The organism is Kingella pumchi (assembly GCF_022288825.1).
GTDB lineage: Bacteria > Pseudomonadota > Gammaproteobacteria > Burkholderiales > Neisseriaceae > Kingella_D > Kingella_D pumchi.
The window spans coordinates 70520-92617 of sequence record NZ_JAKOOW010000006.1; the positions used below are offsets into that span (position 1 = coordinate 70520).

16 protein-coding genes and 2 tRNA genes are annotated in these 22098 nt (G+C 58.0%); 9 read left to right on the forward strand and 9 right to left on the reverse strand.

The genetic code is table 11. The features are described 5' to 3' along the window. Positions 1–16 precede the first annotated feature (16 nt). Positions 17–553, reverse strand: a complete 537-nt coding sequence (locus MB824_RS01735) for a hypothetical protein (RefSeq protein ID WP_238745342.1) — start codon at positions 551–553, stop codon at positions 17–19. A gap of 121 nt (positions 554–674) precedes the next feature. Next, on the reverse strand, positions 675–1130 hold the full coding sequence (locus tag MB824_RS01740; protein ID WP_238745345.1) for a DUF494 family protein: 456 nt from the start codon (positions 1128–1130) through the stop codon (positions 675–677). Positions 1131–1306: 176 nt separating this feature from the next. On the opposite strand from MB824_RS01740, the gene tilS reads away from it, so the two are divergent. Beyond that, positions 1307–2719: a tRNA lysidine(34) synthetase TilS gene (gene tilS, locus MB824_RS01745; protein WP_238745347.1), complete on the forward strand. Its 1413-nt coding sequence runs from the start codon at positions 1307–1309 to the stop codon at positions 2717–2719. Positions 2720–2785: 66 nt separating this feature from the next. On the opposite strand, the gene MB824_RS01750 is transcribed toward tilS, so the two are convergent. Continuing rightward, positions 2786–2875: transfer RNA gene (locus MB824_RS01750), tRNA-Ser, on the reverse strand. 17 nt (positions 2876–2892) lie between these two features. Beyond that, positions 2893–2980, reverse strand: a tRNA-Ser gene (locus tag MB824_RS01755). A 189-nt stretch (positions 2981–3169) separates the two neighbouring features. On the opposite strand from MB824_RS01755, the gene clpB reads away from it, so the two are divergent. Next, positions 3170–5743 carry an ATP-dependent chaperone ClpB gene (gene clpB / locus MB824_RS01760; protein WP_238745349.1) on the forward strand — a complete coding sequence of 858 codons (2574 nt, stop codon included), beginning with the start codon at positions 3170–3172 and terminating at the stop codon, positions 5741–5743. 445 nt (positions 5744–6188) lie between these two features. On the opposite strand, the gene MB824_RS01765 is transcribed toward clpB, so the two are convergent. Then, a complete protein-coding gene (locus MB824_RS01765) occupies positions 6189–7787 on the reverse strand; it encodes an isocitrate lyase (RefSeq protein WP_238745350.1) in 1599 nt (532 codons plus the stop codon). 320 nt (positions 7788–8107) lie between these two features. Here MB824_RS01765 and aroQ point away from each other — a divergent pair, with 320 nt between their 5' ends. Further along, entirely contained in the window at positions 8108–8536 is a 429-nt protein-coding gene (gene aroQ, locus MB824_RS01770; protein WP_238745352.1) for a type II 3-dehydroquinate dehydratase, read from the forward strand. 104 nt (positions 8537–8640) lie between these two features. Here the strand turns inward: aroQ and ribF are convergent, their stop codons facing one another. After that, positions 8641–9576: a bifunctional riboflavin kinase/FAD synthetase gene (gene ribF, locus MB824_RS01775; protein WP_238745354.1), complete on the reverse strand. Its 936-nt coding sequence runs from the start codon at positions 9574–9576 to the stop codon at positions 8641–8643. 165 nt (positions 9577–9741) lie between these two features. Here ribF and MB824_RS01780 point away from each other — a divergent pair, with 165 nt between their 5' ends. From MB824_RS01780 to trkA, 5 genes are all read left to right on the forward strand, one after another. Then, complete coding sequence (locus MB824_RS01780) at positions 9742–10488, forward strand: amino acid ABC transporter permease (protein WP_238745356.1); 747 nt, start codon at positions 9742–9744, stop codon at positions 10486–10488. Positions 10489–10682: 194 nt separating this feature from the next. Next, a complete protein-coding gene (gene secA, locus MB824_RS01785; RefSeq protein WP_238745358.1) occupies positions 10683–13448 on the forward strand; it encodes a preprotein translocase subunit SecA in 2766 nt (921 codons plus the stop codon). A 527-nt stretch (positions 13449–13975) separates the two neighbouring features. Then, a complete protein-coding gene (locus MB824_RS01790; protein WP_238745582.1) occupies positions 13976–14428 on the forward strand; it encodes an S-ribosylhomocysteine lyase in 453 nt (150 codons plus the stop codon). Next, positions 14407–15132: a 5'-methylthioadenosine/S-adenosylhomocysteine nucleosidase gene (gene mtnN / locus MB824_RS01795; RefSeq protein WP_238745361.1), complete on the forward strand. Its 726-nt coding sequence runs from the start codon at positions 14407–14409 to the stop codon at positions 15130–15132. Before MB824_RS01790 ends, mtnN begins: the two co-directional genes overlap by 22 nt. Positions 15133–15248: 116 nt before the next feature. Then, positions 15249–16646 carry a Trk system potassium transporter TrkA gene (trkA, locus tag MB824_RS01800; protein ID WP_238745363.1) on the forward strand — a complete coding sequence of 466 codons (1398 nt, stop codon included), beginning with the start codon at positions 15249–15251 and terminating at the stop codon, positions 16644–16646. A 371-nt stretch (positions 16647–17017) separates the two neighbouring features. On the opposite strand, the gene MB824_RS01805 is transcribed toward trkA, so the two are convergent. After that, positions 17018–19381 carry a TonB-dependent hemoglobin/transferrin/lactoferrin family receptor gene (locus MB824_RS01805; protein WP_238745366.1) on the reverse strand — a complete coding sequence of 788 codons (2364 nt, stop codon included), beginning with the start codon at positions 19379–19381 and terminating at the stop codon, positions 17018–17020. Positions 19382–19744: 363 nt separating this feature from the next. On the opposite strand from MB824_RS01805, the gene MB824_RS01810 reads away from it, so the two are divergent. Beyond that, complete coding sequence (locus MB824_RS01810) at positions 19745–20533, forward strand: TrmH family RNA methyltransferase (protein ID WP_238745368.1); 789 nt, start codon at positions 19745–19747, stop codon at positions 20531–20533. Positions 20534–20851: 318 nt separating this feature from the next. Here MB824_RS01810 and MB824_RS01815 read toward each other — a convergent pair whose 3' ends face one another. Next, the gene (locus MB824_RS01815) at positions 20852–21343 is read right to left on the reverse strand and encodes a peptidylprolyl isomerase (protein ID WP_238745372.1); all 492 of its coding nucleotides are present in this window, start codon (positions 21341–21343) and stop codon (positions 20852–20854) included. 73 nt (positions 21344–21416) lie between these two features. Further along, positions 21417–21989 carry a peptidylprolyl isomerase gene (locus tag MB824_RS01820; RefSeq protein WP_238745375.1) on the reverse strand — a complete coding sequence of 191 codons (573 nt, stop codon included), beginning with the start codon at positions 21987–21989 and terminating at the stop codon, positions 21417–21419. Between the last annotated feature and the right edge of the window lie 109 nt (positions 21990–22098).

Sequence of the window (22098 nt, forward strand, 5' to 3'; positions counted from 1 at the left end):
CAGCCTGCACCTTCGTTCAGCGGGCAATCTGTATGCTCAATACTTTTGCGCCGGGCGATGCTTTGGACGTGTTCAGCGGCAGTTCCACATCGGCTGCCTGCGTGCCGAAGTCGCCGCCTTCCACGCGCAGGCCGATTCGTGCAGGCTGCCGGGCAAATTGGGCGAATTGGCGCATTTCGATTTCGCTCATGGTGATGTGGTTCAGCCGCCCCCATTTTTGCGCAACCTGCGTCAGGCGCATGGCGGGGTGAACGCCGTCTTTTGTGCGGCAGGCGGCGGAAAAGGTTTCCAGAAAATCGATTCTGCCGCGCCGCCCTTCTTCCACATGTGCGTACACCACCGCGTTCGGCGCAACGGGCAGCCGCCACATTTCCACACCTTCCGCGTCGGATTCGCTGCGGACTTTCATGTGCGGAAAGGCGCGTTTGACTTGGGCCAGCGTCTGCCCCAGCTTCACGCCGCCGATGCCTTCGGGCGTAATCGTGCAGGCTGCATTGGCGGTGTGAAAGGGCAGCGCGGTCAGGAATAACGCGGTGAAAATGTATTTTTTCATATTCAATTCCAATCATCGTTTCGCCCGTATGTGCGGCAATGCGTACGTGCCTTATGCGGGCGGTGTCAAAAGCAGCCTGTACTTTGTCGGGCGGCAAAATGCAGGCTGCCTGCGGCATGTGTCAGTGCATGGTTCCCTTGCCGTGCAGCACGCTCATCAAATCGTCGCCAATCAGTGTGGGCAGTTCGGTGCGCTGCGCCCACAACACCAGCAATGCCAGCACTTTGGCGTTTTCCAGCGTGATTTCGTCAAAAGGCAGATGCATCAGCGCGTGAATCACAAACTCGCGCTCGGCCGGCTTTAATGCCTGCTGTTTTTCCAGAAAATACAGCAGCGAGCGCACTTCGGCGGGCAGCACTTCGCATTCGTCGTCGTGGTAAACCCGCATCGCGGTGCTGTCAAAAGCAGCGGTATCGATGTCGCCCTGCTCGTCCAGCAGCTCCAGCACCATCAGCGCCTTGCCGATTTCTTCGTCGGCAAAGCCGGCGTTTTCCAGCATCTCGCCCAAATCCTGTCCCTGCGGGCAGGCAGCGATGTCGGAAAAATTCTCGATCAAAAAGGCAACGATATGAATCATGGGCAAAGGGTTTCCAAAAAAGCCAGACAGACAAATGCCGCCCGCAGGCAGCCAAGCCGCGGTATTCTAACACCAAGCAGCCTGAAAAGTATCCCGCCACCGGCAAAATTTGCCGCAGCAGCCGCTTGGGGCGCACGAAACTGCCGCAGCCGTTTCACGCGGCGGCGCGATATATTATGATGCCGCGCTTTAACCCGCCGGAGAAAACCGTGGCCGATGCCGCCGACCTTTTGCCCGAACTGCTCGCCAAGCTGCCCGATCTCAAGGGCCGGCGGCTGACGGCTGCGCTGAGCGGCGGTGTCGATTCGGTGGTGCTGCTGCACCTGCTCGCCCGCGCCCGCGACGAGCTGGGGGCGGAACTGGCCGCCGTCCACGTCCACCACGGGCTCAATCCGCGCGCCGACGACTGGGCAGCCTGGTGCGAACGCTACTGCGCTGACTTGGATATTCCCTTTCAGGCTGCCTTTGTCCGCGTCGATCCGCGCGGACAGGGCATCGAAGCCGCCGCCCGACGCGAACGCTATGCCGTCTTCTCCCGCTTGGACACCGACTTTGTCGCCCTAGGCCACCATCGTGACGACCAAATCGAAACCTTCTGGCTGGCCGCCCTGCGCGGCGGCGGCGTGCGCGCCCTGTCGGCGATGCCTACCGAACGGCTGCTGGCCGGCGGCGGACAACAAACCGTGCGCCTGCTACGGCCGCTCTTGCCCTTTTCCCGCAACCGCATCGAAGCTTATGCCCGCAGCCGCGGTCTCGACTGGCTGGACGACGACAGCAACCGCAACCCTGCCCTGCTGCGCAACTGGCTGCGCCACCACCTGCTGCCGCAGCTCTCCGCACGGCTGCCACACGCCGAGCGCCACATTCTCGCCGCCATCACGCAGCTGCAGCAGGAGCGCGCGCTGCTCGCCGAAATCGAAGATGCCGACTGGCAGGCGCTGCACCCGCAGGGCGTGTTCGACTGCCGCCGCTGGCAGGCACTCAGCCCCGCGCGCCGCCGCAGCCAGCTGCTGCGCTTTACCCGCGAACACGCGCTTGGCAGCCCCAACCCGCGCAGTCTTGCCGCCTTTGAAAGCAGCCTGAAAAACCACGCCGGCGCTCATCTGCAATGGCCGCTGCCGCACGGCCATGCCTGCGCCGACCGCGGCCGCTTGTTTGCGGTGCCCGACGATTTTGCCGGCCGTTTTCCGTGGCACAATAAAGAAAACCATTTTTCAGGCAGCCTGAAAGCCGCCGCCGAAGCGCTCGGCCTGCGCTGGCGCCGCGCCGCCTGGGGCTTGTCCGACGAAACCCTAAACCGCCCCGGCAGCATCCGCAGCCTGAAAAGCGGCGACACCCTGCGGCTGGCCGTCGGCAGCAAAGATATCGCCAAGCTGCTGCAGGAAGCCCGCGTGCCCGCCTTCGTCCGCCCCTACTGGCCGCTGGCGCTGGACGAAAACGGCGAAGTCGCCGCCGCCGCCAACCTGCGCGCCGGCGCCAACGGCTGCGCCAACGGCTGGCTGCCCGAAGCAGGCAGCCTGAAAGGCTATTTGTGGCAGCCTGAAAGCCAAAAGCAGCCTGAAAACCCAAACGCTCCCAATACCGTTTGAATCCGGCAGACAAAAACAAGCCGGCAGCTTGGCGCTGCCGGCTTGTTTGTTCTGAATCCTAAATATTGGCGGAAACGGTGGGATTCGAACCCACGAAGGACTTGCGCCCTTAGCGGATTTCGAGTCCGCTGCATTCAGCCTCTCTGCCACGTTTCCCTGATATTAAAAAGGAGTGGCGGAAGCGGTGAGATTCGAACTCACGGGGCTGTTACACCCGACGGTTTTCAAGACCGCTGCATTAAACCGCTCTGCCACGCTTCCAAAAACAAGCCGCGAATCATAGTGGGTTTTCCCCAAATTGCCAAGCACAAACTGCCTTTCAGGCAGCCTGAAAGCACTATGCAGCTAATTTTTAAAACTTAATTTTTTATCCACAGCACCCTTGTTTTCACCCACATCGTCTTTATATAGCGCGTCAGAAGTGATTTGACACAACAAAAAAGGAATATTATGCAATTTGACAAACTGACCGCCCGTTTCCAACAGGCCTTGCAACAGGCGCACAGCTTGGCCTTGGGCAAAGACAATCCCTATCTCGAAGCCGGCCATGTACTCAAAGCCCTGCTCGACGACAAAAACAGCGGCATGGGCGCGCTTTTGGCCAATGCCGGTGCCGATCTTGGCCGCCTGCAAAGCAACGTGGCGCAGTCGCTCGCTTCGCTGCCGCGCGTTAGCGGCCAAGGGGGTGAGCTGCCGCCCAGCCGCGAGCTGCAAAACGTTTTGAACCTGATGGAAAAAGCCGCCGCCAAACGTGGCGACGCCTACATTGCCAGCGAACTCTTCCTGCTGGCGCTGATGCAGGAAAAAGGCGCGACCAACCAGCTTCTGGTCTCCGCCGGAGTGAGCGAAGCCGCCCTAAACCAAGCCATAGACACCATGCGAGGAGGACAATCCGTGGACAACCAAAATGCCGAAGACCAACGCGACGCCTTGAAAAAATACACCCTCGATTTAACCCAGCGCGCCCGCGACGGCAAGCTCGACCCAGTAATCGGCCGCGACGACGAAATCCGCCGCGCGATTCAGGTTCTGCAACGCCGTACCAAAAACAACCCCGTGCTTATCGGCGAGCCGGGCGTGGGCAAAACCGCAATTGTGGAAGGCCTGGCGCAGCGTATTGTGAACGGCGAAGTACCCGAAAGCCTGCGCAACAAACGCCTGCTGGTACTCGATTTGGCCGCGCTGATTGCCGGTGCGAAATATCGCGGCGAGTTTGAAGAACGCCTTAAAGCCGTGTTGAACGACTTGGCCAAAGACGACGGCAACACGCTGATTTTCATCGACGAAATCCACACCCTCGTGGGCGCGGGCAAAACCGACGGCGCGATGGACGCGGGCAATATGCTCAAACCTGCGCTGGCGCGCGGCGAGTTGCACTGCATCGGCGCGACCACGCTCGACGAATACCGCCAATACATCGAAAAAGATGCCGCGCTGGAGCGCCGTTTCCAAAAAGTATTGGTGGGCGAACCCAGCGTGGAAGACACGATTGCGATTTTGCGCGGTTTGCAGGAGCGTTACGAAATCCATCACGGCATCGACATCACCGACCCGGCGATTGTCGCCGCCGCCGAATTGAGCGACCGCTACATCACCGACCGCTTTCTGCCCGACAAAGCGATTGATTTGATTGACGAAGCGGCCAGCCGCATCAAAATGGAGTTGGATTCCAAACCCGAGCAGATGGACAAACTCGACCGCCGCATCATCCAGCTCAAAATGGAGCGGATGCACGTGGAAAAAGAAAGCGACGACGCCAGCAAAAAACGCTTGGAGCTGATCGACGAAGAAATCGATGGCCTGCAAAAAGAATACGCCGATTTGGACGAAATCTGGAAAGCGGAAAAAGCCGCGTCCAGCAGCACCGCCGACATCAAAAAACAAATCGACGAAATCAAGTTCAAAATCGAGCAGGCCAAACGCCAAGGCGACTTTGCCCGTGCGTCCGAACTCGAATACGGCGAGCTGCCCAAGCTCGGCCAGCAGCTTCAGGCTGCCGAAAGCAATCCCGAAGGCAAAAAGGCCAACAAACTGTTCCGCACCGAAGTGGGCGCAGACGAAGTGGCCGAAATCGTCTCCCGCATGACCGGCATTCCCGTGGCCAAAATGATGGAAGGCGAACGCGACAAGCTGCTGAAAATGGAAGAAGTATTGCATGAACGCGTGGTCGGCCAAGACGAAGCCGTGCGCGCCGTGTCCGACGCCATCCGCCGCAGCCGCTCGGGTCTTGCCGACCCCAACAAACCCTACGGCAGCTTCCTGTTTTTAGGCCCCACCGGCGTGGGAAAAACCGAGCTGTGCAAAGCGCTGGCAGGCTTTTTGTTTGACAGCGAAGACCATCTCATCCGCATTGATATGTCGGAATACATGGAAAAACACGCCGTCGCCCGCCTCATCGGCGCGCCTCCGGGCTATGTCGGCTACGAAGAGGGCGGCTACCTGACCGAACAAGTCCGCCGCAAACCGTACAGCGTGATTCTTTTGGACGAAGTGGAAAAAGCGCATCCCGACGTGTTCAACATCCTGTTGCAAGTCTTGGACGACGGCCGTCTGACCGACGGCCAGGGTCGCACGGTGGACTTTAAAAACACCGTGATTGTGATGACTTCCAACATCGGCAGCCAGCACATCCAGCAGATGGGCACGCAGGATTACGAAGCGGTGAAAGAAGTGGTGATGGAAGACGTGAAAGAGCATTTCCGCCCCGAAATGATCAACCGCATCGACGAAGTGGTGGTCTTCCACGGCTTGAACCAGGCCAATATCCGCAGCATCGCCAAAATCCAGCTCAAAGGCTTGGAAAAACGTTTGGCCGCGCAAAACCTGCGCCTGAATGTGGACGAAGCCGCACTCGACCTAATTGCCCAAGCCGGTTTCGACCCCGTGTACGGCGCCCGCCCGCTCAAACGCGCGATTCAGGCCGAAATCGAAAACCCGCTGGCCAAAGCGCTGCTCGAAGGCCGCTATGCACCGGAAAGCACGATTCATGTGCAGGCCGACGGCGACAAGCTGAGTTTCGCCTAAGCGGCAAAGCCCCAAGCAGCCTGAAAAAGCAGTTCCCAAAACTTTCAGGCTGCCTTTCGGCTCAAAGGACTGGTTATATTGAACCAGTCCTTTTTTGTGCCCGATATCCGTTTGCAGGTTTTCAGGCTGCCGGCAATCCTTGCCCAATCATTTCTTCAACACATCATCGCCTGTTTTTTTCAGGCTGCTTTCGGCGTTCGACCACGGCTTCAGGCAGCCTGAAAACGCTGCCGCGCCCTGCCCGTTTTCGCCGGACAATAAAAAGCAGGCAGCTAGGCTGCCTGAAATACCTCAAATCAGAGATTTACGCTTCACAAACATACAGGCTTGCGCCTGCCTTCGCCGCTGCGCCGGAAAGGAAGACAGCGCAGCAGCAAAGCGGGGTTTCAGGCAGCTTGCGAGTCTTGCGGCCTTTCAGGCTGCCTGAAAACTCTTTTCTCCAAAATCAGGAAAACTGGTTCATGGTGTTGTCTTTGCCGCCCGCTTTGAGCGCGGCTTCGCCGGCAAAGTATTCTTTGTGGTTGTCGCCGATATCCGAGCCGGCCATATTTTGGTGCTTCACGGTGGCGATGCCCTGGCGGATTTCCTGACGCTGCACGCCTTTCACATAGGCCAGCATGCCTTCGTCGGCAAAATAGCCTTTGGCCAGATTGTCGGTGGACAGGGCGGCGGTATGGTAGGTCGGCAGGGTAATCAGGTGGTGGAAGATGCCGGCTTCGCGCGATGCGTCGCGCTGGAAGGTGCGGATGCGCTCGTCGGCTTCTTTGGCCAGATCGGTTTCGTCGTATTCGGCGCCCATCAGTTTGTCGCGCTGGTAGGCGGAAACGTCTTTGCCGGCTTCTTTCCATGCGTCAAACACCTGCTGGCGGAAGTTCAGCGTCCAGTTGAACGACGGGCTGTTGTTGTACACCAGCTTGGCGTTCGGAATCACGGCGCGGATTTTGTCCATCATCTCTTTAATCTGGCCGACGTGGGGTTTTTCGGTTTCGATCCACAAGAGATCGGCGCCGTTTTGCAGCGAAGTGATGCAGTCGAGCACCACGCGGTCGATACCGGTGCCTTTGCGGAACTGGAAAAGATTGCTCGGCAGACGGGTCGGCTTGATGGTTTTGCCGTTGGTATTGACGATAACGTCGCCGGCTTGAATCTGGCTCACATCGGTGATTTCCTCGCCGTCCAAGAAGCTGTTGTACTGGTCGCCCAAGTCGCCTTTTTCGGAGGAGAAGGCGATTTGCTTGGTCAGACCGGCACCTAAAGAGTCGGTGCGCGCCACAATCACGCCCTCGTCCACGCCCAATTCCAAAAAGGCATAGCGCACGGCATTGATTTTCGCCAGGAAGTCGGCATGCGGCACGGTAACTTTGCCGTCTTGGTGGCCGCATTGTTTTTCATCGGAAACCTGGTTTTCGATCTGAATGCAGCAGGCGCCGGCTTCAATCATTTTTTTCGCCAGCAGATATGTGGCTTCCGCATTGCCGAAACCGGCGTCGATGTCGGCGATAATCGGTACGATATGGGTTTCAAAACCGTTGATTTTGGAAAGAATGTCCTGCTCAGCGGCTTTGTCGCCGGCCGCACGGGCTTTATCAAGCGAGCTAAACAGCAAATCCAGTTCGCGGGCATCCGCCTGGCGCAGGAAGCTGTAGATTTCCTCAATCAGCCCCGGCACCGCGGTTTTCTCGTGCATGGACTGGTCGGGCAGCGGGCCGAACTGCGAACGCATCGCCGCCACCATCCAACCTGAAAGGTAGAGATAGCGCTTGGCAGTGGATTGGTGGTGTTTTTTCACCGCAATCATCTTCTGCTGCGCCACAAAGCCGTGCCAGCAGCCGAGCGACTGGGTGTACTGCCCGTGGTCGGCATCGTAGGCAGCCATGTCGCGGCGCATAATGGCGGCGGTGTATTTGGCGATGTCCAAGCCGGTTTTGAAGCGGTTTTGCAAACGCATCCGTTCAACGTACTCGGGATTGATGGCATGCCAGCCTTCGCCATGTTCTTGCTTAAGGGTACGGGCTGCCTGAATGCCTGCTTGATAGTCAGTCATGATGGTCTCCAATGTTTTGATTTTTTTCTGATTTAGTACATGACACCAAATTTGTAGCGCCATGTAGTTTAATTTACGTTAATTTGTCCGCCTTGCCAAGACCCCTTGCAGATTTTTTTGCAATAGGCAATTTTCTCTTTACCAAAAAACCATACCGCGCAATTTATACCAACAAACCCGCCAAACAGTCGCAAAAATTACCGAAACCCCTTCAGGCAGCCTGAAAAAATCCGGTGCCGGCAGCGGCGGATGCCTTTTGCCGCCTGCTGCGATTTATGCTAACTTTGCCTTTCCTTACATTTCAGGCAGCCTGAAAAACCATGAACGTTTTACTGATCAACGGCCCCAATCTCAACCTGCTCGGCCTGCGCGAGCCGCAGCTTTACGGCAGCGACACCCTCGATACGCTGGTTACGCGCCTGCAGGACACCGCCGCCGAACTGGGCATCACGCTTCACCATTTCCAAAGTAACCACGAAGGTGCAATCGTCGATGCCATCCATCAGGCACGCACTACACACGATTACATCATCATCAACGCCGGCGCCTATACCCACACCAGCATCGCCATCCGCGACGCCCTTTTGGGTGTGGCACTGCCCTTTGTCGAAGTCCATCTGTCCAATGTTTACGCCCGCGAAGACTTCCGCCACCACTCCTATCTCTCCGACAAAGCGCTCGGCGTAATCGCCGGTCTCGGCGCCTTCGGCTATGAAGCTGCGCTGCGCTTTATCGCCGCCCGCGCCTAAACCGCCGCCCAGACTTTTCAGGCTGCCTGCCGATACGCAAAGGCAGCCTGAAAACGTTTGCGGCGTTTTCAGGCTGCCTGTTTTGATATCTGGCCGGTAGATTTTCAGGCTGCCGCTGCGGCGAGCCAGCATTTAGCGGCGCCGATGTCGGCGTGGATTTGGGCTTTGAGTTCGTCCAGGCCGGCGAATTTGGCTTCGTCGCGCAGTTTGTGCAAAAAGGTGATGTGCAGGCGCTGGCCGTAAAGGCAGCCTGAAAAATTGAACAGATGCACTTCGAGCTTGCTCTCGGGCGTATCGGACACGGTGGGGTTCAGGCCGAAGCTGGCCACGCCGTCGCGGCGGCCGAAGCTGCCTTCGGCGCGCACGGCAAACACGCCGCTTAAGGCGTAGCGGTGCGGCGGCAGGTGGATGTTGGCGGTGGGCACGCCGAAAGTGCGCCCGAGTTTGGCGCCGTGTTTGACGTGGCCGCTGAGCCGGTAATCATGGCCGAGTATGCTGCGGGCGGTGTCGAGACGGCCGGCCTGCAATGCCTGGCGCACTGCGGTGCTGCTGGCGCGCTCGCCGGCAACGAGAATGCTGGGCGTGCGTTCGGTTACAAAGTTTTCCTGCTGCTGCAGCAGGGCAAAATCGCCACTGCGGCGGTGACCGAAGCGGAAGTCGTCGCCAATCAGCAGGTAGCGGGTGTCGAGTCCGGCAAGCAGTACGCTCTGGATAAAGTCTTCGGCGCTGCGGCCGGCAAATTCGGGGTTGAAACGCTGCACCCACACCGCATCCAGGCAGCCGCTCTGACGCAGCAGGGCGAGTTTGTCGCGCAGCGGGGTCAGCCGCAACGGTGCGGGGCTGCCGTGGCGGCGGCCGAAAAATTCGAGCGGCTGCGGCTCGAAAATAACGGCAACGCTGCGCAGCTTGCGGCTGCGGGCTTCGTCGCGCAGGCGTTCGAGAATGTGCAGGTGGCCGAGATGCACGCCGTCGAAGTTGCCGACGGTTACCGCGCTGCCCTGCAGGGCAGGCGGGAGCTTGCGGCCGAGCCAGATTTCCATAGCTTGGGATGCCGTAAAAACACGAAAGGGCGGTATTCTAATGGCTTTGCTCCCAGCCTGAAACCGCAGCGCGGTTTTTTTCTTAAAGCGCTGCGGTTTTGCTGTAGAATGCGCCGTTTTTCCACGGCCGAAAGCCTTTCGGCAACAACTGTTTCGGGGAAACGGATGAGCGATTATTTCGATCTGATTTACGAGTACCGCTGGATGTTCGCCAAAGGCATCCTGCTGACTCTGGGCGTGAGCGCCCTGTCCACGCTGATGGGCGTGGTGCTGGGCATGGTCGGCGCGCTGGCGCGGCTGGCCAATGCCGAAAAAAGCGCCTGGCCGCTGCGCGCGCTGACCTGGCTGCTGCGCACGGTGTCCGGCGTTTATTTGTGGGTGTTTCGCGGCACACCGCTGTTTGTGCAGCTTTTTGTATGGGCGTATGTGTGGTTTCCCGCTTTCGTGCATCCGGACGGCGGCTGGATTCTCAGCGGCGAAGAAGCCAAAATATTCCGCCAAAACTACGGACCTTTCCTGATCGGCGTGCTGGCGCTGGGCACCAACTCGGGCGCCTACATCACCGAAATTTTCCGCGCCGGCATCCAGTCTATCGACCGCGGCCAGATGGAAGCGGCGCGCTCGCTGGGTTTGAGCTACGGCCAGGCAATGCGCTACATCATCGTGCCGCAGGCGGTACGGCGGATGCTGCCGCCTTTGGGCAACGAATTCATCACGCTGCTTAAAGACAGCTCGCTGGTTTCAACCGTTGCCCTGGCCGAACTGATGTCGGTGTATAACGCCATCTCCGGCCGCTTCTACATTTATAAAGAGCCGGCCTATACCGTGGCGCTGCTGTATCTGGCGATGACTTCCTGCCTGACCATTCTGTTTGCCTGGCTGGAAAAACGCTACGGCGGACGCCGCCGCTAAACCTTTTCAGGCTGCCTGCGCCAAAGCGCTTTCAGGCTGCCTGAAAAGCGAAAAACGCAAGTTGTTGCAAACAAATCGCGGCGACCGGCTTTAAATCGGCCGCTTTGGCCGCATTTGGCCGGCTCGGCCGCGGCTCTGTGTTAGAATCCGCCCGTTTTGCCACATGGCCATGCAAGGACAAAAGAAAGCAAACAATGCTAAGCAATCTGACCAAAAAAATCTTCGGCAGCCGCAACGACCGGCTGCTCAAGCAATACCGTAAAACCGTTTCCAAAATCAACGCGCTGGAAGAATCCATGCAGGCGCTCGATGATGAAGCGCTGCAGGCGAAAACCGCCGAATTCAAAGAGCGGCTGGCGCAGGGCGCCACGCTGGACGACATCCTGCCCGAAGCCTTTGCCGTCTGCCGCGAAGCATCGCGCCGCGTGCTGGGCATGCGCCATTTCGACGTGCAGCTGATCGGCGGCATGGTGCTGCACTACGGCAAAATCGCCGAAATGCGCACCGGCGAGGGCAAAACGCTGGTGGCCACGCTGCCGGTTTATCTGAATGCGCTCTCCGGCAAAGGCGTGCACGTGGTTACCGTGAACGACTACTTAGCCGAGCGCGACGCCGGCATTATGGAGCCGCTCTACGGCTTTCTCGGCCTGAGCGTGGGCGTGATTCTCAGCAACCAAGAGCCGTTCTACCGCCAAACCGCCTATAACGCCGACATCACCTACGGCACCAACAACGAATTCGGCTTCGACTACCTGCGCGACAATATGGTGACCGACCAATACGACAAAGTGCAGCGCGAGCTGAATTTCGCCGTGGTGGACGAAGTAGACTCGATTCTGATCGACGAAGCGCGCACGCCGCTGATTATTTCCGGCCAGGCCGACGACAACGTCCAGCTCTACCAAGTGATGAACCAGGTGCCGCCGCTGCTGTCGCGCCAAGAGAAAGAAGACAGCGACGGCGATTTCTGGGTCGATGAAAAAGCCCATCAGGTGATCCTGAGCGAAGCCGGCCACGAGCATGCCGAAGACATCCTGATCCGCATGGGTCTGCTCAAAGAAGGCGATTCGCTGTATTCCACCGCCAACATCATGCTGATGCACCACCTGATGGCCGCCCTGCGCGCCCACAACCTGTTCCATCTCGACCAGCACTATGTGGTCAAAGACGGCGAAATCGTGATTGTGGACGAACACACCGGCCGCCTAATGGACGGCCGCCGCTGGTCGGACGGTCTGCACCAGGCGGTGGAAGCCAAAGAAGGCGTTGAAATCAAGCGCGAAAACCAAACGCTGGCATCCATCACCTTCCAAAACTACTTCCGTCTTTACACCAAGCTCTCGGGCATGACCGGCACCGCCGATACCGAAGCCTACGAATTCCAGAACATCTACAATCTGGAAACCGTGATCATCCCCACAAACCGCCCGATCAAGCGCAAAGACTACAACGACCAAATCTTCCGCACCGCCGAAGAAAAATACGAAGCGGTGATCAAAGACATCCAGGCCTGCCACGAAAAAGGCCAGCCGGTACTGGTCGGCACCACCACCATCGAAAACTCCGAGCTGGTGTCGCGCCTGCTTGATAAGGCCGGCCTGCCGCACAACGTGCTCAACGCCAAAGAACACCAGCGCGAAGCGCTGATTGTGGCACAGGCGGGCAAACCCGGCATGATTACCGTCGCCACCAATATGGCCGGCCGCGGTACCGACATCGTGCTCGGCGGCAACGTCCAGCACCAAAGCGATGCCATCCGCAACGACGAAAACCTGTCGGACGACGAAAAAGAAGCGCAAATCCGCGCGCTGGAAAACAGCTGGGAAGAAGACAACCGCCGCGTGCTCGAAGCCGGCGGCCTGCACATCATCGGCACCGAGCGCCACGAAAGCCGCCGCATCGACAACCAGCTGCGCGGCCGCTCCGGCCGTCAGGGCGACCCCGGCTCCAGCCGTTTTTACCTGTCGTTTGAAGACCCGCTGCTGCGCCTGTTTGCGCTTGATCGTGCCGCCGCGATTCTCGACCGTCTCGCCCCCGAGCGCGGCGTCGCCATCGAAGCCGGCATTCTCACCCGCCAGATCGAAGGCGCCCAGCGCAAAGTAGAAGGCCGCAACTTCGATATGCGCAAGCAGGTTCTGGAATACGACGACGTTGCCAACGACCAGCGCAAAGTCATCTATCACCAGCGCAACCACATCCTGACCGAAGCCGATATCGGCGAATACACCCGCGACGTGCGCGCCGACGTGATCGGCGGTCTGGTCGATCGCTATATGCCTGCCGACAGCGTGGAAGAGCAATGGGAAATTTCCACCCTTGAAGCCGTGCTGGCCGGCGAATTCCACGTCCATGCCGACATCCAGGGCTGGCTCAAGGCAGACAACACGCTGGAAAACGAAGAAATCAAGCAGCGCCTGATCCGCCAGGTGGAAAAAGACTACCGCGAAAAAGTCGAGATGGTCGGCGAAGAAAACTTCCGCCAGTTTGAGCGCCGCATCGTGCTCGATACCATCGATACCCAATGGCGCGAGCATCTGGCGGCGATGGACTATTTGCGCCAGGGCATCCACCTACGCAGCTACGCGCAGAAAAACCCCAAGCAGGAATACAAGCGTGAAGCCTTCGCCATGTTCCAAAACCTGTGGGCGGGCATCAAGCACAGTGTGGCGATGATTCTGATTTCCCTGCAGGTGCGCCCGCAGGAAGACGTCGAAGCCGAAGTGGAAAGCCACACTCCCGAACATGTGCAGGCCGTCCACGCCGAAGCACCCGGCCTGCAGCAGGTATTCGGCGAAACCCGCGACGAATACGTGCGCGACGCCTTCAGCCCCACGCAGGAAGACAACGGCGCCTACACCCCCGAAGCGCTGGCGCACGAAGGCGTGCTGGTGCATCGCAACGATCCCTGCCCCTGCGGCAGCGGGCTGAAATACAAGCAGTGCCACGGCAAACTGGCCTAAACGCCCAAACCGTTTTCAGGCTGCCTGCATCCCCTGCAGGCAGCCTGAAAACTTTTGTGCCGGACGGCAATCCACCACATTCCTATCGCCACACGGAAAAGCAGCCTGAAACCCGAAAGCAGCCTGAAAACCAAGCAATCTGTTTTCAGGCTGCCTTTTCCATGCCGCGCACCCTTATGCTGCCAAAGCAAAACCGCCGCGCCATTTCACATTTGTAGGGTGCGCCCCGCGCACCAGCCGTCAGTCAACCGCTGCAATGGTGCACGGTGTGCACCCTACAACCGAAGCCCCAAAAGGCAGCCTGAAAACCCAAAGCAGCCTGAAAACCAGTCCTACCCGTTTTCAGGCTGCCTTTTCTACGCTACACACCGTTATTCCGCCCAGCAAAATCGTCGCACCAAACAAACGGCGGTGCCGTTTAGCAGGCAGCCTGAAAGCCGATGGCGGTGGCGATTGCGCTATAATCGCACTTTTCCATTCCCACCCCCGAAGGACGCATCGTGAACACCGTTACCGCCGAAAAAAGAATGAATGTCGAGAGCTTCAATCTCGACCACACCAAAGTCAAAGCCCCCTATGTGCGCCTCGCCTGCATTACCGACGGCGACCACGGCGACATCATCTACAAATACGACCTGCGCGTGTGCCAGCCCAACCAAGACCACATGGACATGCCCTCGCTGCACTCGCTCGAGCACCTGATGGCCGAACTCTCGCGCAACCATTCCGATAAGATTGTCGATATCAGCCCGATGGGCTGCCAAACCGGCTTTTACATCACCCTGCTGAACCTGCCCGAATATCAAGACGCGCTCGATCTGATCGAAAAAACCCTGCACGACGTAACCACCGCCAGCGAAGTGCCGGCCTGCAATGTTGTCCAATGCGGCTGGGCGGCCAGCCACAGCCTGGAAGGCGCGCAGAAAATCGCCCGCTACCTGCTCGACAAACGCGGCGAATGGACGGAGATTTTCGCATGAAGCGCATCGACACCGTTGCCGTGATCGGCGCGATGGAAGCCGAAATCGACAGCCTGAAAAACCTGCTCGAAGCGCCGCAGACCCACCGTTTCGGCAGCGACATCGTGATTTACAGCGGCGGCTTTGCCGGCCGGCAGATGGTGCTGTGCCTAAGCGGCATCGGCAAGGTAAACGCCGCCATCGCCACCACGCTGCTGATCGAGCGCTTTAATCCCGACTGCGTAATCAACACCGGCAGCGCCGGCGGCGTGGCCGACGGCCTGAAAATCGGCGATGTGCTTATCGGCAGCCAGAGCGCCCACCACGATGCCGACGTTACCGCCTTCGGCTACCAATACGGCCAGCTGCCCGGCATGCCGCCGCGTTTTGACAGCGACGAAACCCTGATGGCCGCCGCCGAAAAGGCCGCCGCCGCTTTTCAGGCTGCCTCGGTGCGCCGCGGGCTGGTGGTCAGCGGCGACAGTTTTGTCCACAGCGAAAGCGAGCTGGCGCGCATCCGCAGCCGTTTTGCCGACGTGGCGGCGGTGGAAATGGAAGCCGCCGCCATCGCCCAAACCTGCACGCGGCTGCAAAAGCCCTTTGTGATTATCCGCGCGGTGTCCGACAGCGCCTCCGACGAAGCGCAGGTCAGCTTTGAAACCTTCCTGCAAACCGCCGCCGTGCATTCGGCGCAGATGGTGCAGGATCTGATCCGCGCCCTGTAAGCCCTAGGGCGTGTTGAATGCCAACACGTCCTAGGCAGCCTGAAAACTTTTCAGGCTGCTTTCTTTTCCCGTTTTTTGCGTTTCAGGCAGCCTGAAACACCGCATCCCCGATTACCGTGAAAATACTGATTTTAGGCAGCGGTCAAGTCGGTTCCGCCATCGCGCAGGAGCTGGCGAACATGCCCAACAACGACGTCAGCATCATCGACACCGACGAAAACGCCCTGCGCAACATCGGCAGCCTGGTCGATGTGCAAACCGTGGTCGGCAACGGCGCCTCGCCGGTGCTGCTCGAGCAGGTGGGCGCCGCCGACACCGATATGCTGCTGGCGCTTACCCGCAGCGACGAAACCAATCTGCTGGCCTGCAAAATGGCCGCCGATTTTTTCAACATTCCCAACCGCATCGCCCGCGTGCGCTCGTCGGACTATCTCGACTACGGCGCCGAAGACGGGCATATCCCCGCGCTCGATGCCTTCGCCGTAACCGATTCCATCCACCCCGAACAGCTGGTTACCCGCCATCTGGCCGGCCTGCTCGACTATGTGCGGGCGCTGCAGGTGCTGCGTTTTGCCGGCGATCTCGCCCGCCTGATGGTGGTGCAGACCCGCAACGGCGACCCGCTCAACGGCCGCAGCATCATCCAAATCGGCGACATGCTGCCTGAAAACACCGACTGCCAGATTTGCGCCGTTTACCGCGGCAGCCGCCTGATTGTGCCTCAGCCCGACACCCTGATTCAGGAAGGCGACGAAGTCTGCTTTGTCGGCCACAGCCGCCAGATCGCCACCATTATGAACGTGCTGTTCCAGCGCGAGCAGAGCAACCGCCGCATTATGATTGCCGGCGGCGGCAACGTTGGCTACCGGCTGGCCAAACAGCTGGAAAACCGCTTCGACATCAAAATCGTCGAACAAAACACCCAGCGCGCCGAATGGCTCGCCGAACATCTCGACAACACCCTGGTGCTGCACGGCTCGGCCACCGACGAAGCACTGCTCGCCCGCGAATACATCGACGAAATCGACGTCTTCTGCGCCGTAACCAACGACGACGAAAACAACATCATGGCCGGCCTGCTGGCAAAAAACCTCGGCGCCCGCCGCGTGATCAGCATCATCAACCGCTCGCGCTACGTCGATCTGCTCACCGGCAACCAAATCGACATCGTCGTCTCGCCGCACATGATCACCATCGGCAGCGTGCTCGCCCACATCCGCCGCGGCGACGTTGCCGCCGTCTATCCGCTGCGCCGCGGCAACGCCGAAGTCATCGAAGTCGTGGTGCACGGCGACAAAAAAACCTCCGCCCTGGTCGGCCGCCGCGTCGAAGACGTCAAATGGCCTACAGGCTGCCACCTGGCCGCCGTGGTGCGCGGCGAAGAAGTGGCGATGGGGCGCCACCACGACCTCGAATTTGCCGACGGCGACCACCTGGTCATCTTCGTGACCCGCCGCCGCGCCCTCGCCGAAATCGAAAAACTGATCCAAGTGAAAATGGGCTTTTTCGGCTGAGCAGCCTGACAGCAACGCCCGAATATCCCGAACCCCAAAGCAGCCTGAAAACCCGACGGCACGGTTTTCAGGCTTCTTTTTTGCCGTTTTATGAACGGAATAATAAGGCCGATACGCGATCGCCCATCCCGCCGCTGCCGCAGCAGGCGGCGGAACGACAAAGGCAGCCTGAAAGCTCGAACCGGCTTTCAGGCTGCCTGTTTTGTCATCCTTGGTCTCTTCCCGTAACGTCATTCCCGCGCAGGCGGGAATGGTGGGGTAAGTGTTTTCAGGCTGCCGCGAAGTTTTGCACAGGTTTTAGGCTGCCTGTTTTGGGCTTAGATAAGGAAAAGAAAACCGCCAATCGGAGATTGGCGGTTGTTGCCGACGGTTTAAAACTTCAGTTCTACAGAGAAAGAGTAGTTGCGGCCGGGTGCATAGAAACGCTCAAGACCGGGATAGCCGCCATAAGTACGGTTGGGGCGCGCTCCGACGGAATTGACCAAACCGCCGGTAATGTTCAGGCCGCGCAGGCTGTCCCAAGTGTGGTATTTGCGGTTAAACAGATTGTACACGCCGGCGCGGACAGTTAGCTTTTCCGAAGGCTTGTAATAGCCGAACAAATCAAATACCCAAGCGGATTTGTTGAGATGTGGCCAAACGCTGTAAATACATTTTCCTTCATCACGGTTGTCAGGATCGTTACAGTTTTTGTATTTGGCATCGCCTGCGTGTTTCGCGCCGGTGTAGGTCAGACGGGAAAGCACGCCCCATTTTCCTTCAGGCTGCTCGTAGTCCAAACCGATAACGGTTTTAAACGGCTGGATGGAAAGCAGATCCGCATCACCGGCCAAATTGCCACGGCTGTAGCCCAACGTGCCGAATAATTTCCAGCCTTCGGGCAAGGGGGTAATGCTGTTGAGGTTCAGGCGGCCTGTGAGCTCGATGCCGTAGATTTTGGCCTTATCTGAGTTTTGCATCTGCTGCATCGGTTTGTAACGGTAGGGATTGTTGCTATACCAAGGGTAAAACGGGTTGTCTTCGCGCTCCAAGACTTCCTGCTCGTAGAGAAAATCTTTGTATCGGGTGTGGTGCAGGTTTACCGCCAAATTCCCTGCTTTGCCGTTGCCGTTCAGGCTGAGATTTTGCGTCAGGCTGCGTTCGGCTTTCAGATTCGGATTGGACAACCATTCGCCTGCCGCATTTCCGCGGTAGTCGAAATACATTTCCGAAGCATTGGGTACGCGGAAACCGGTGCCGATGCTGTAGCCGAGTTTCCAAGAGTTGTTCAGTTTGGCATCCGCGCCCAATACCCAACTGAAACCTTTAAAAGTGCTGTCGGCGGGTTTGGGAACCAAGCAGTTTCTGCAAGAAAGCCCGTTCAAATCCTGCGGCTGTACCTTGCTGTAGTCGTAGCGGATGCCTGCGTAGCCGGAGAAGGTGTTGTTAAACACAATACGGTCGTGCAACGAAAAATTGTATTGCGTGGTTTTCACCGGATACATCATGGTTTCTTCTTTGTAGGGCAAATACGCACCGCTTAAGAAGTAGCGGTCACGGTGCAGAATATCAAATTCCCTACGAGCGGCGGCGGCTTTAAACGACAGCGTATGCCGCGTGCTTCCCAGACTTAAAGGCTGGGTATCGGCACGCAGCGACAGGCGTTTGAGACGGGTGGTGAAAATGCGGATGTTGTCGTCGCTGGGTTCCCGTTCTTTATACCTGCCCGCCCAGTCATATCCTTCGCGCGTACCTTCGTAGTTGTAGGCGGAAGAAACGGCTTTTTGATAATCCAAATCCGCTTTGACTAAAGAGAGCCAGTCGGAATTGGGCGTAAACTCATAAAAAGCATTCCAAGTGCGGCGTTTCGCGCGGTCATCTGACTCACGGTATTTGCTGGAGCTCCACACACCGGAGTCTTCGATAATGTAGTTGTTGCCCTGCTGTCCACTCAAAGATAACCCTGCACGATGATTATCGTTAAACTGCCATGCCCATTTGGCTAAAAAGCTGTGGCTTTTGTGTTTGGCAGCATCGGGAATCTGGCGGCTGCTGCCATAGTCACGGGTTTTCAGGCTGTCTTCGGGGATGGTGTAGCCGCCCCGGCTTTTCATTTCATGGCCGTGCCGGTGCGAATACAGCAATACCGCTTCGGCTTTTTCTCCCTGATAGCCGGTACCGGCAGTATTAACCCATTCGCGGTTTTTGCTGGCATAACCGCTACGCAGCAGAAACCCGAGTTTGTTACCGGGCTGCACGATATCGGCCGCCCCCAATGTGCGGTAATTGACTCCGCCGCCAAGGCTGCCGCTGCCCTGATTAAACGAATCCGCACCTTTAACCACTTCTACCGAACGGGCAAGCTCGGGGTCTATGCTTTGGCGGGAAGTGTTTAAGTTTCCGTAGCGTTTATAAAGGGAGTTTTCTTCCGAATCGGGCAGAGATACGCCATCGATGCTGATGCCGACACGGTTGTCTTCAACGCCGCGAATGGCAAAACCTTTCTGATGGCGGCCTTGATCGGCTACACCGACATCCGGCGAATAACGGACTAAATCACGGTTGTCGCGGATCATTTGATCCTGGATAACTTCCGCATTAACCCGCTCCACCGCTGCCGGCGCATTTCTGCGGCCTTTCACTTTCACCTGCTGCAATTCGGTGCCTTGGGCAGGCGTGTCGGCGGCGGCATAGGCCGCACTGCCAAAAAGAAGTCCAACTGTTAGGGCAATCGGCGTAATTTTCTGATGTTTCATGGTATTTCCTTGATTCAAGGTAAAAGCAAAAGAAAAATTCTAAGCACATCTGTAACAACTGATGATTGTTTTCTTCCCAATCCTGTAACTGCAAACTCTTTTCTTTATTGTTTTGCTAATTGTCCGCTAACCGTATGCAAATTGCAACTTTTCTTTACGTTCCATAAAACAAACTTAATATTGATGCTACCAAATTCAGAAATTTGTTAAGTTTGTAAACTTCCCCACTTTTAAAATTTTAGAAATAAAAACCGCCAGCAGTCCATTCTGCGGGCGGCTGTTTTTTCAGGCTGCCTGAAAGCCCCAACCCCACCGCCGAAATGCTTTACAATCCGCCGCTTTGCCGCCACCACCGAAAACGCCATGAAACACATCCAATCGCCCCACAATCCTGAATTGAAGCAGTTTGCCAAACTGCTGTTGTCGGCCAAAGAGCGGCGGCGCAGCGGTTTGGCGGTTCTGGAAGGGGCGCATTTGCTGGATGCCTGCCTGAATGCCGGTTTGCTGCCGCAGCGGGTGCTGGTGCCGGACGACAAACTGGCCGACGATGAAACTGCGGCTCTGCTGGCGCGGCTGCCCGAACGCTGCGCGGCGACGGCCGACAGCCGGCTGCTGGCGCAGGCAGGCAGCCTGAACGATGGCGGCGGGATATTGTCGCTGCTGGCCGTGCCGCCGGCACCGAAGCTGCCGCAGCAAGGCGACTGCGTGGTGCTGGAAGCGGTGCAGGATCCGGGCAATCTCGGTACGGTGCTGCGCAGCGCCGCCGCCGCCGCCGTGCGCACGGTAGTGCTGGGCAAAGGCTGTGCCGACGCCTACGCGCCCAAAGTGCTGCGCGCGGGCATGGGCGCGCATTTTGCTTTGGAGATTTGCGAACGGGCGGATTTGGCGGCATGGCGGGCGGACTACCGCGGCCGGGTGCTGGCGACCACGCTGGGCGGCCGGCCGCAGTCTTTATACAGCCTGGACTTGCGCGGCGCAGGCCATGCCTGGCTGTTTGGCAACGAAGGCAGCGGGCTGTCTGCCGAACTGGCCGGCTCGGCGGATGAAACAGTGCTGATTCCGATGCAGCCGGGCACGGAATCACTGAATGTGGCGATGGCCGCCACCGTGTGCCTGTTTGAGCAGTTCCGCCAGCGCCTGCAGGCAGCCTGAAAACTTGGCCGCATTCCCAAAGACGCCATTCCCGCAAATGCCGTCATTCCCGCAATACCGTCATTCCCGCGCAGGCGGGAATCTTGTTCGGTGTTCGGCGGTGCCGGAAAAACAAACCGTTGCCTGAATTTTCACCAAGATTCCCGCCTGCGCGGGAATGACGGCTTTTGGGGCGTTCCGCCACTCAATTTTTTTAAAGCCGGTTTTTCGCCGTAATCTCCGTTTTAACAAACAATAAAACCCTGCCCGCCGTAATCAACAACGGCGGGCAGGGTTTTTCAGGCTGCTTTTTGGGCAAAGGCAGCCTGAAAAAGCGGTTTAAACGATTTCCGCTTTGGTAATCACCACCGGCTCTACCGGCACGTCGTCGTGGTAGCCGTGGCGTTTGGTGGCGACGTTTTCAATCTGATCAACCACATCCTGGCCTTCGACCACTTTGCCGAATACGGCGTAGCCCCAGCCGTGCAGGCTCGGTTCGGTGTGGTTCAAAAAGGTGTTGTCTTTGGTATTGATGAAAAACTGGGCGGATGCGCTGTGCGGGGCTTGGGTGCGCGCCATGGCGATGGTGTATTTGTCGTTTTTCAGGCCGTTTTGCGCTTCGTTTTGGATTGGATCGCGGGTGGCTTTTTCGCCCATGTTTTCGTCCATGCCGCCGCCCTGGATCATAAATCCTTTGATAACGCGGTGGAAAATCAGGCCGTCGTAAAAGCCGTCTTTCACATATTGCTCGAAGTTGGCGGCGGTAATCGGGGCTTTTTCGTGGTCGAGCTCGATGCCGATGGTGCCGAAGTTGGTGTGCAGTTTGATCATGCTGGAATCCTTTGGTGGGACGGTTTGGGAAAGGGAAAAAGCAGCCTGAAAGCCTTTCAGGCTGCCTGAAAATTTATTTGCCGCCTTTTTTCAGAATGCGGACTTTTTCGATGATAACCGGTTTGAGCGGCACGTCGGAGAAGCTGCGCTGGTAGCCGGTGCGCTGCTTGGCGATTTTCTGCACCACGTCCATGCCGCCGGTTACTTTGCCGAATACGGCATAGCCCCAGCCGGCGGTGGTTTTGTTTTTGAAGTTGAGAAAATCGTTGTCGGCCAGATTGATAAAGAACTGGCTGGTGGCGGAATTGGGCGCGGCAGTGCGTGCCATGGCGATGGTGCCGGCGGTGTTTTTCAGGCCGTTGTCTGCTTCGTTTACGATGGCTTTTTGGGTGGGTTTTTCCAGCAGGTCGGAAGTCAGGCCGCCGCCCTGAATCATAAAGCCGTCGATTACACGGTGGAAAACGGTGTGGTTGTAAAAGCCTTTTTCGGCGTATTGGACGAAGTTGGCCACGGTTTGCGGCGCTTTGGTTTCGTCTAGCGACAGCTCGATGCTGCCCATATTGGTGTCGATCACGGCGCGGGTTTCGGCGTAGGCGGCCGGGGCGCCCATCAGCGCGGCAGCCAGCAGCAGTGTGCGGAAATTCATGCGGTTTCCTTTCTGAAAAAGGGGACTCGGAAAAGGCGGCGATTTTATCAGCAAAGCGGGGGCAGACCAATAAGGATCAAGGCAGCCTGAAAAGCGTTTCAGGCTGCCT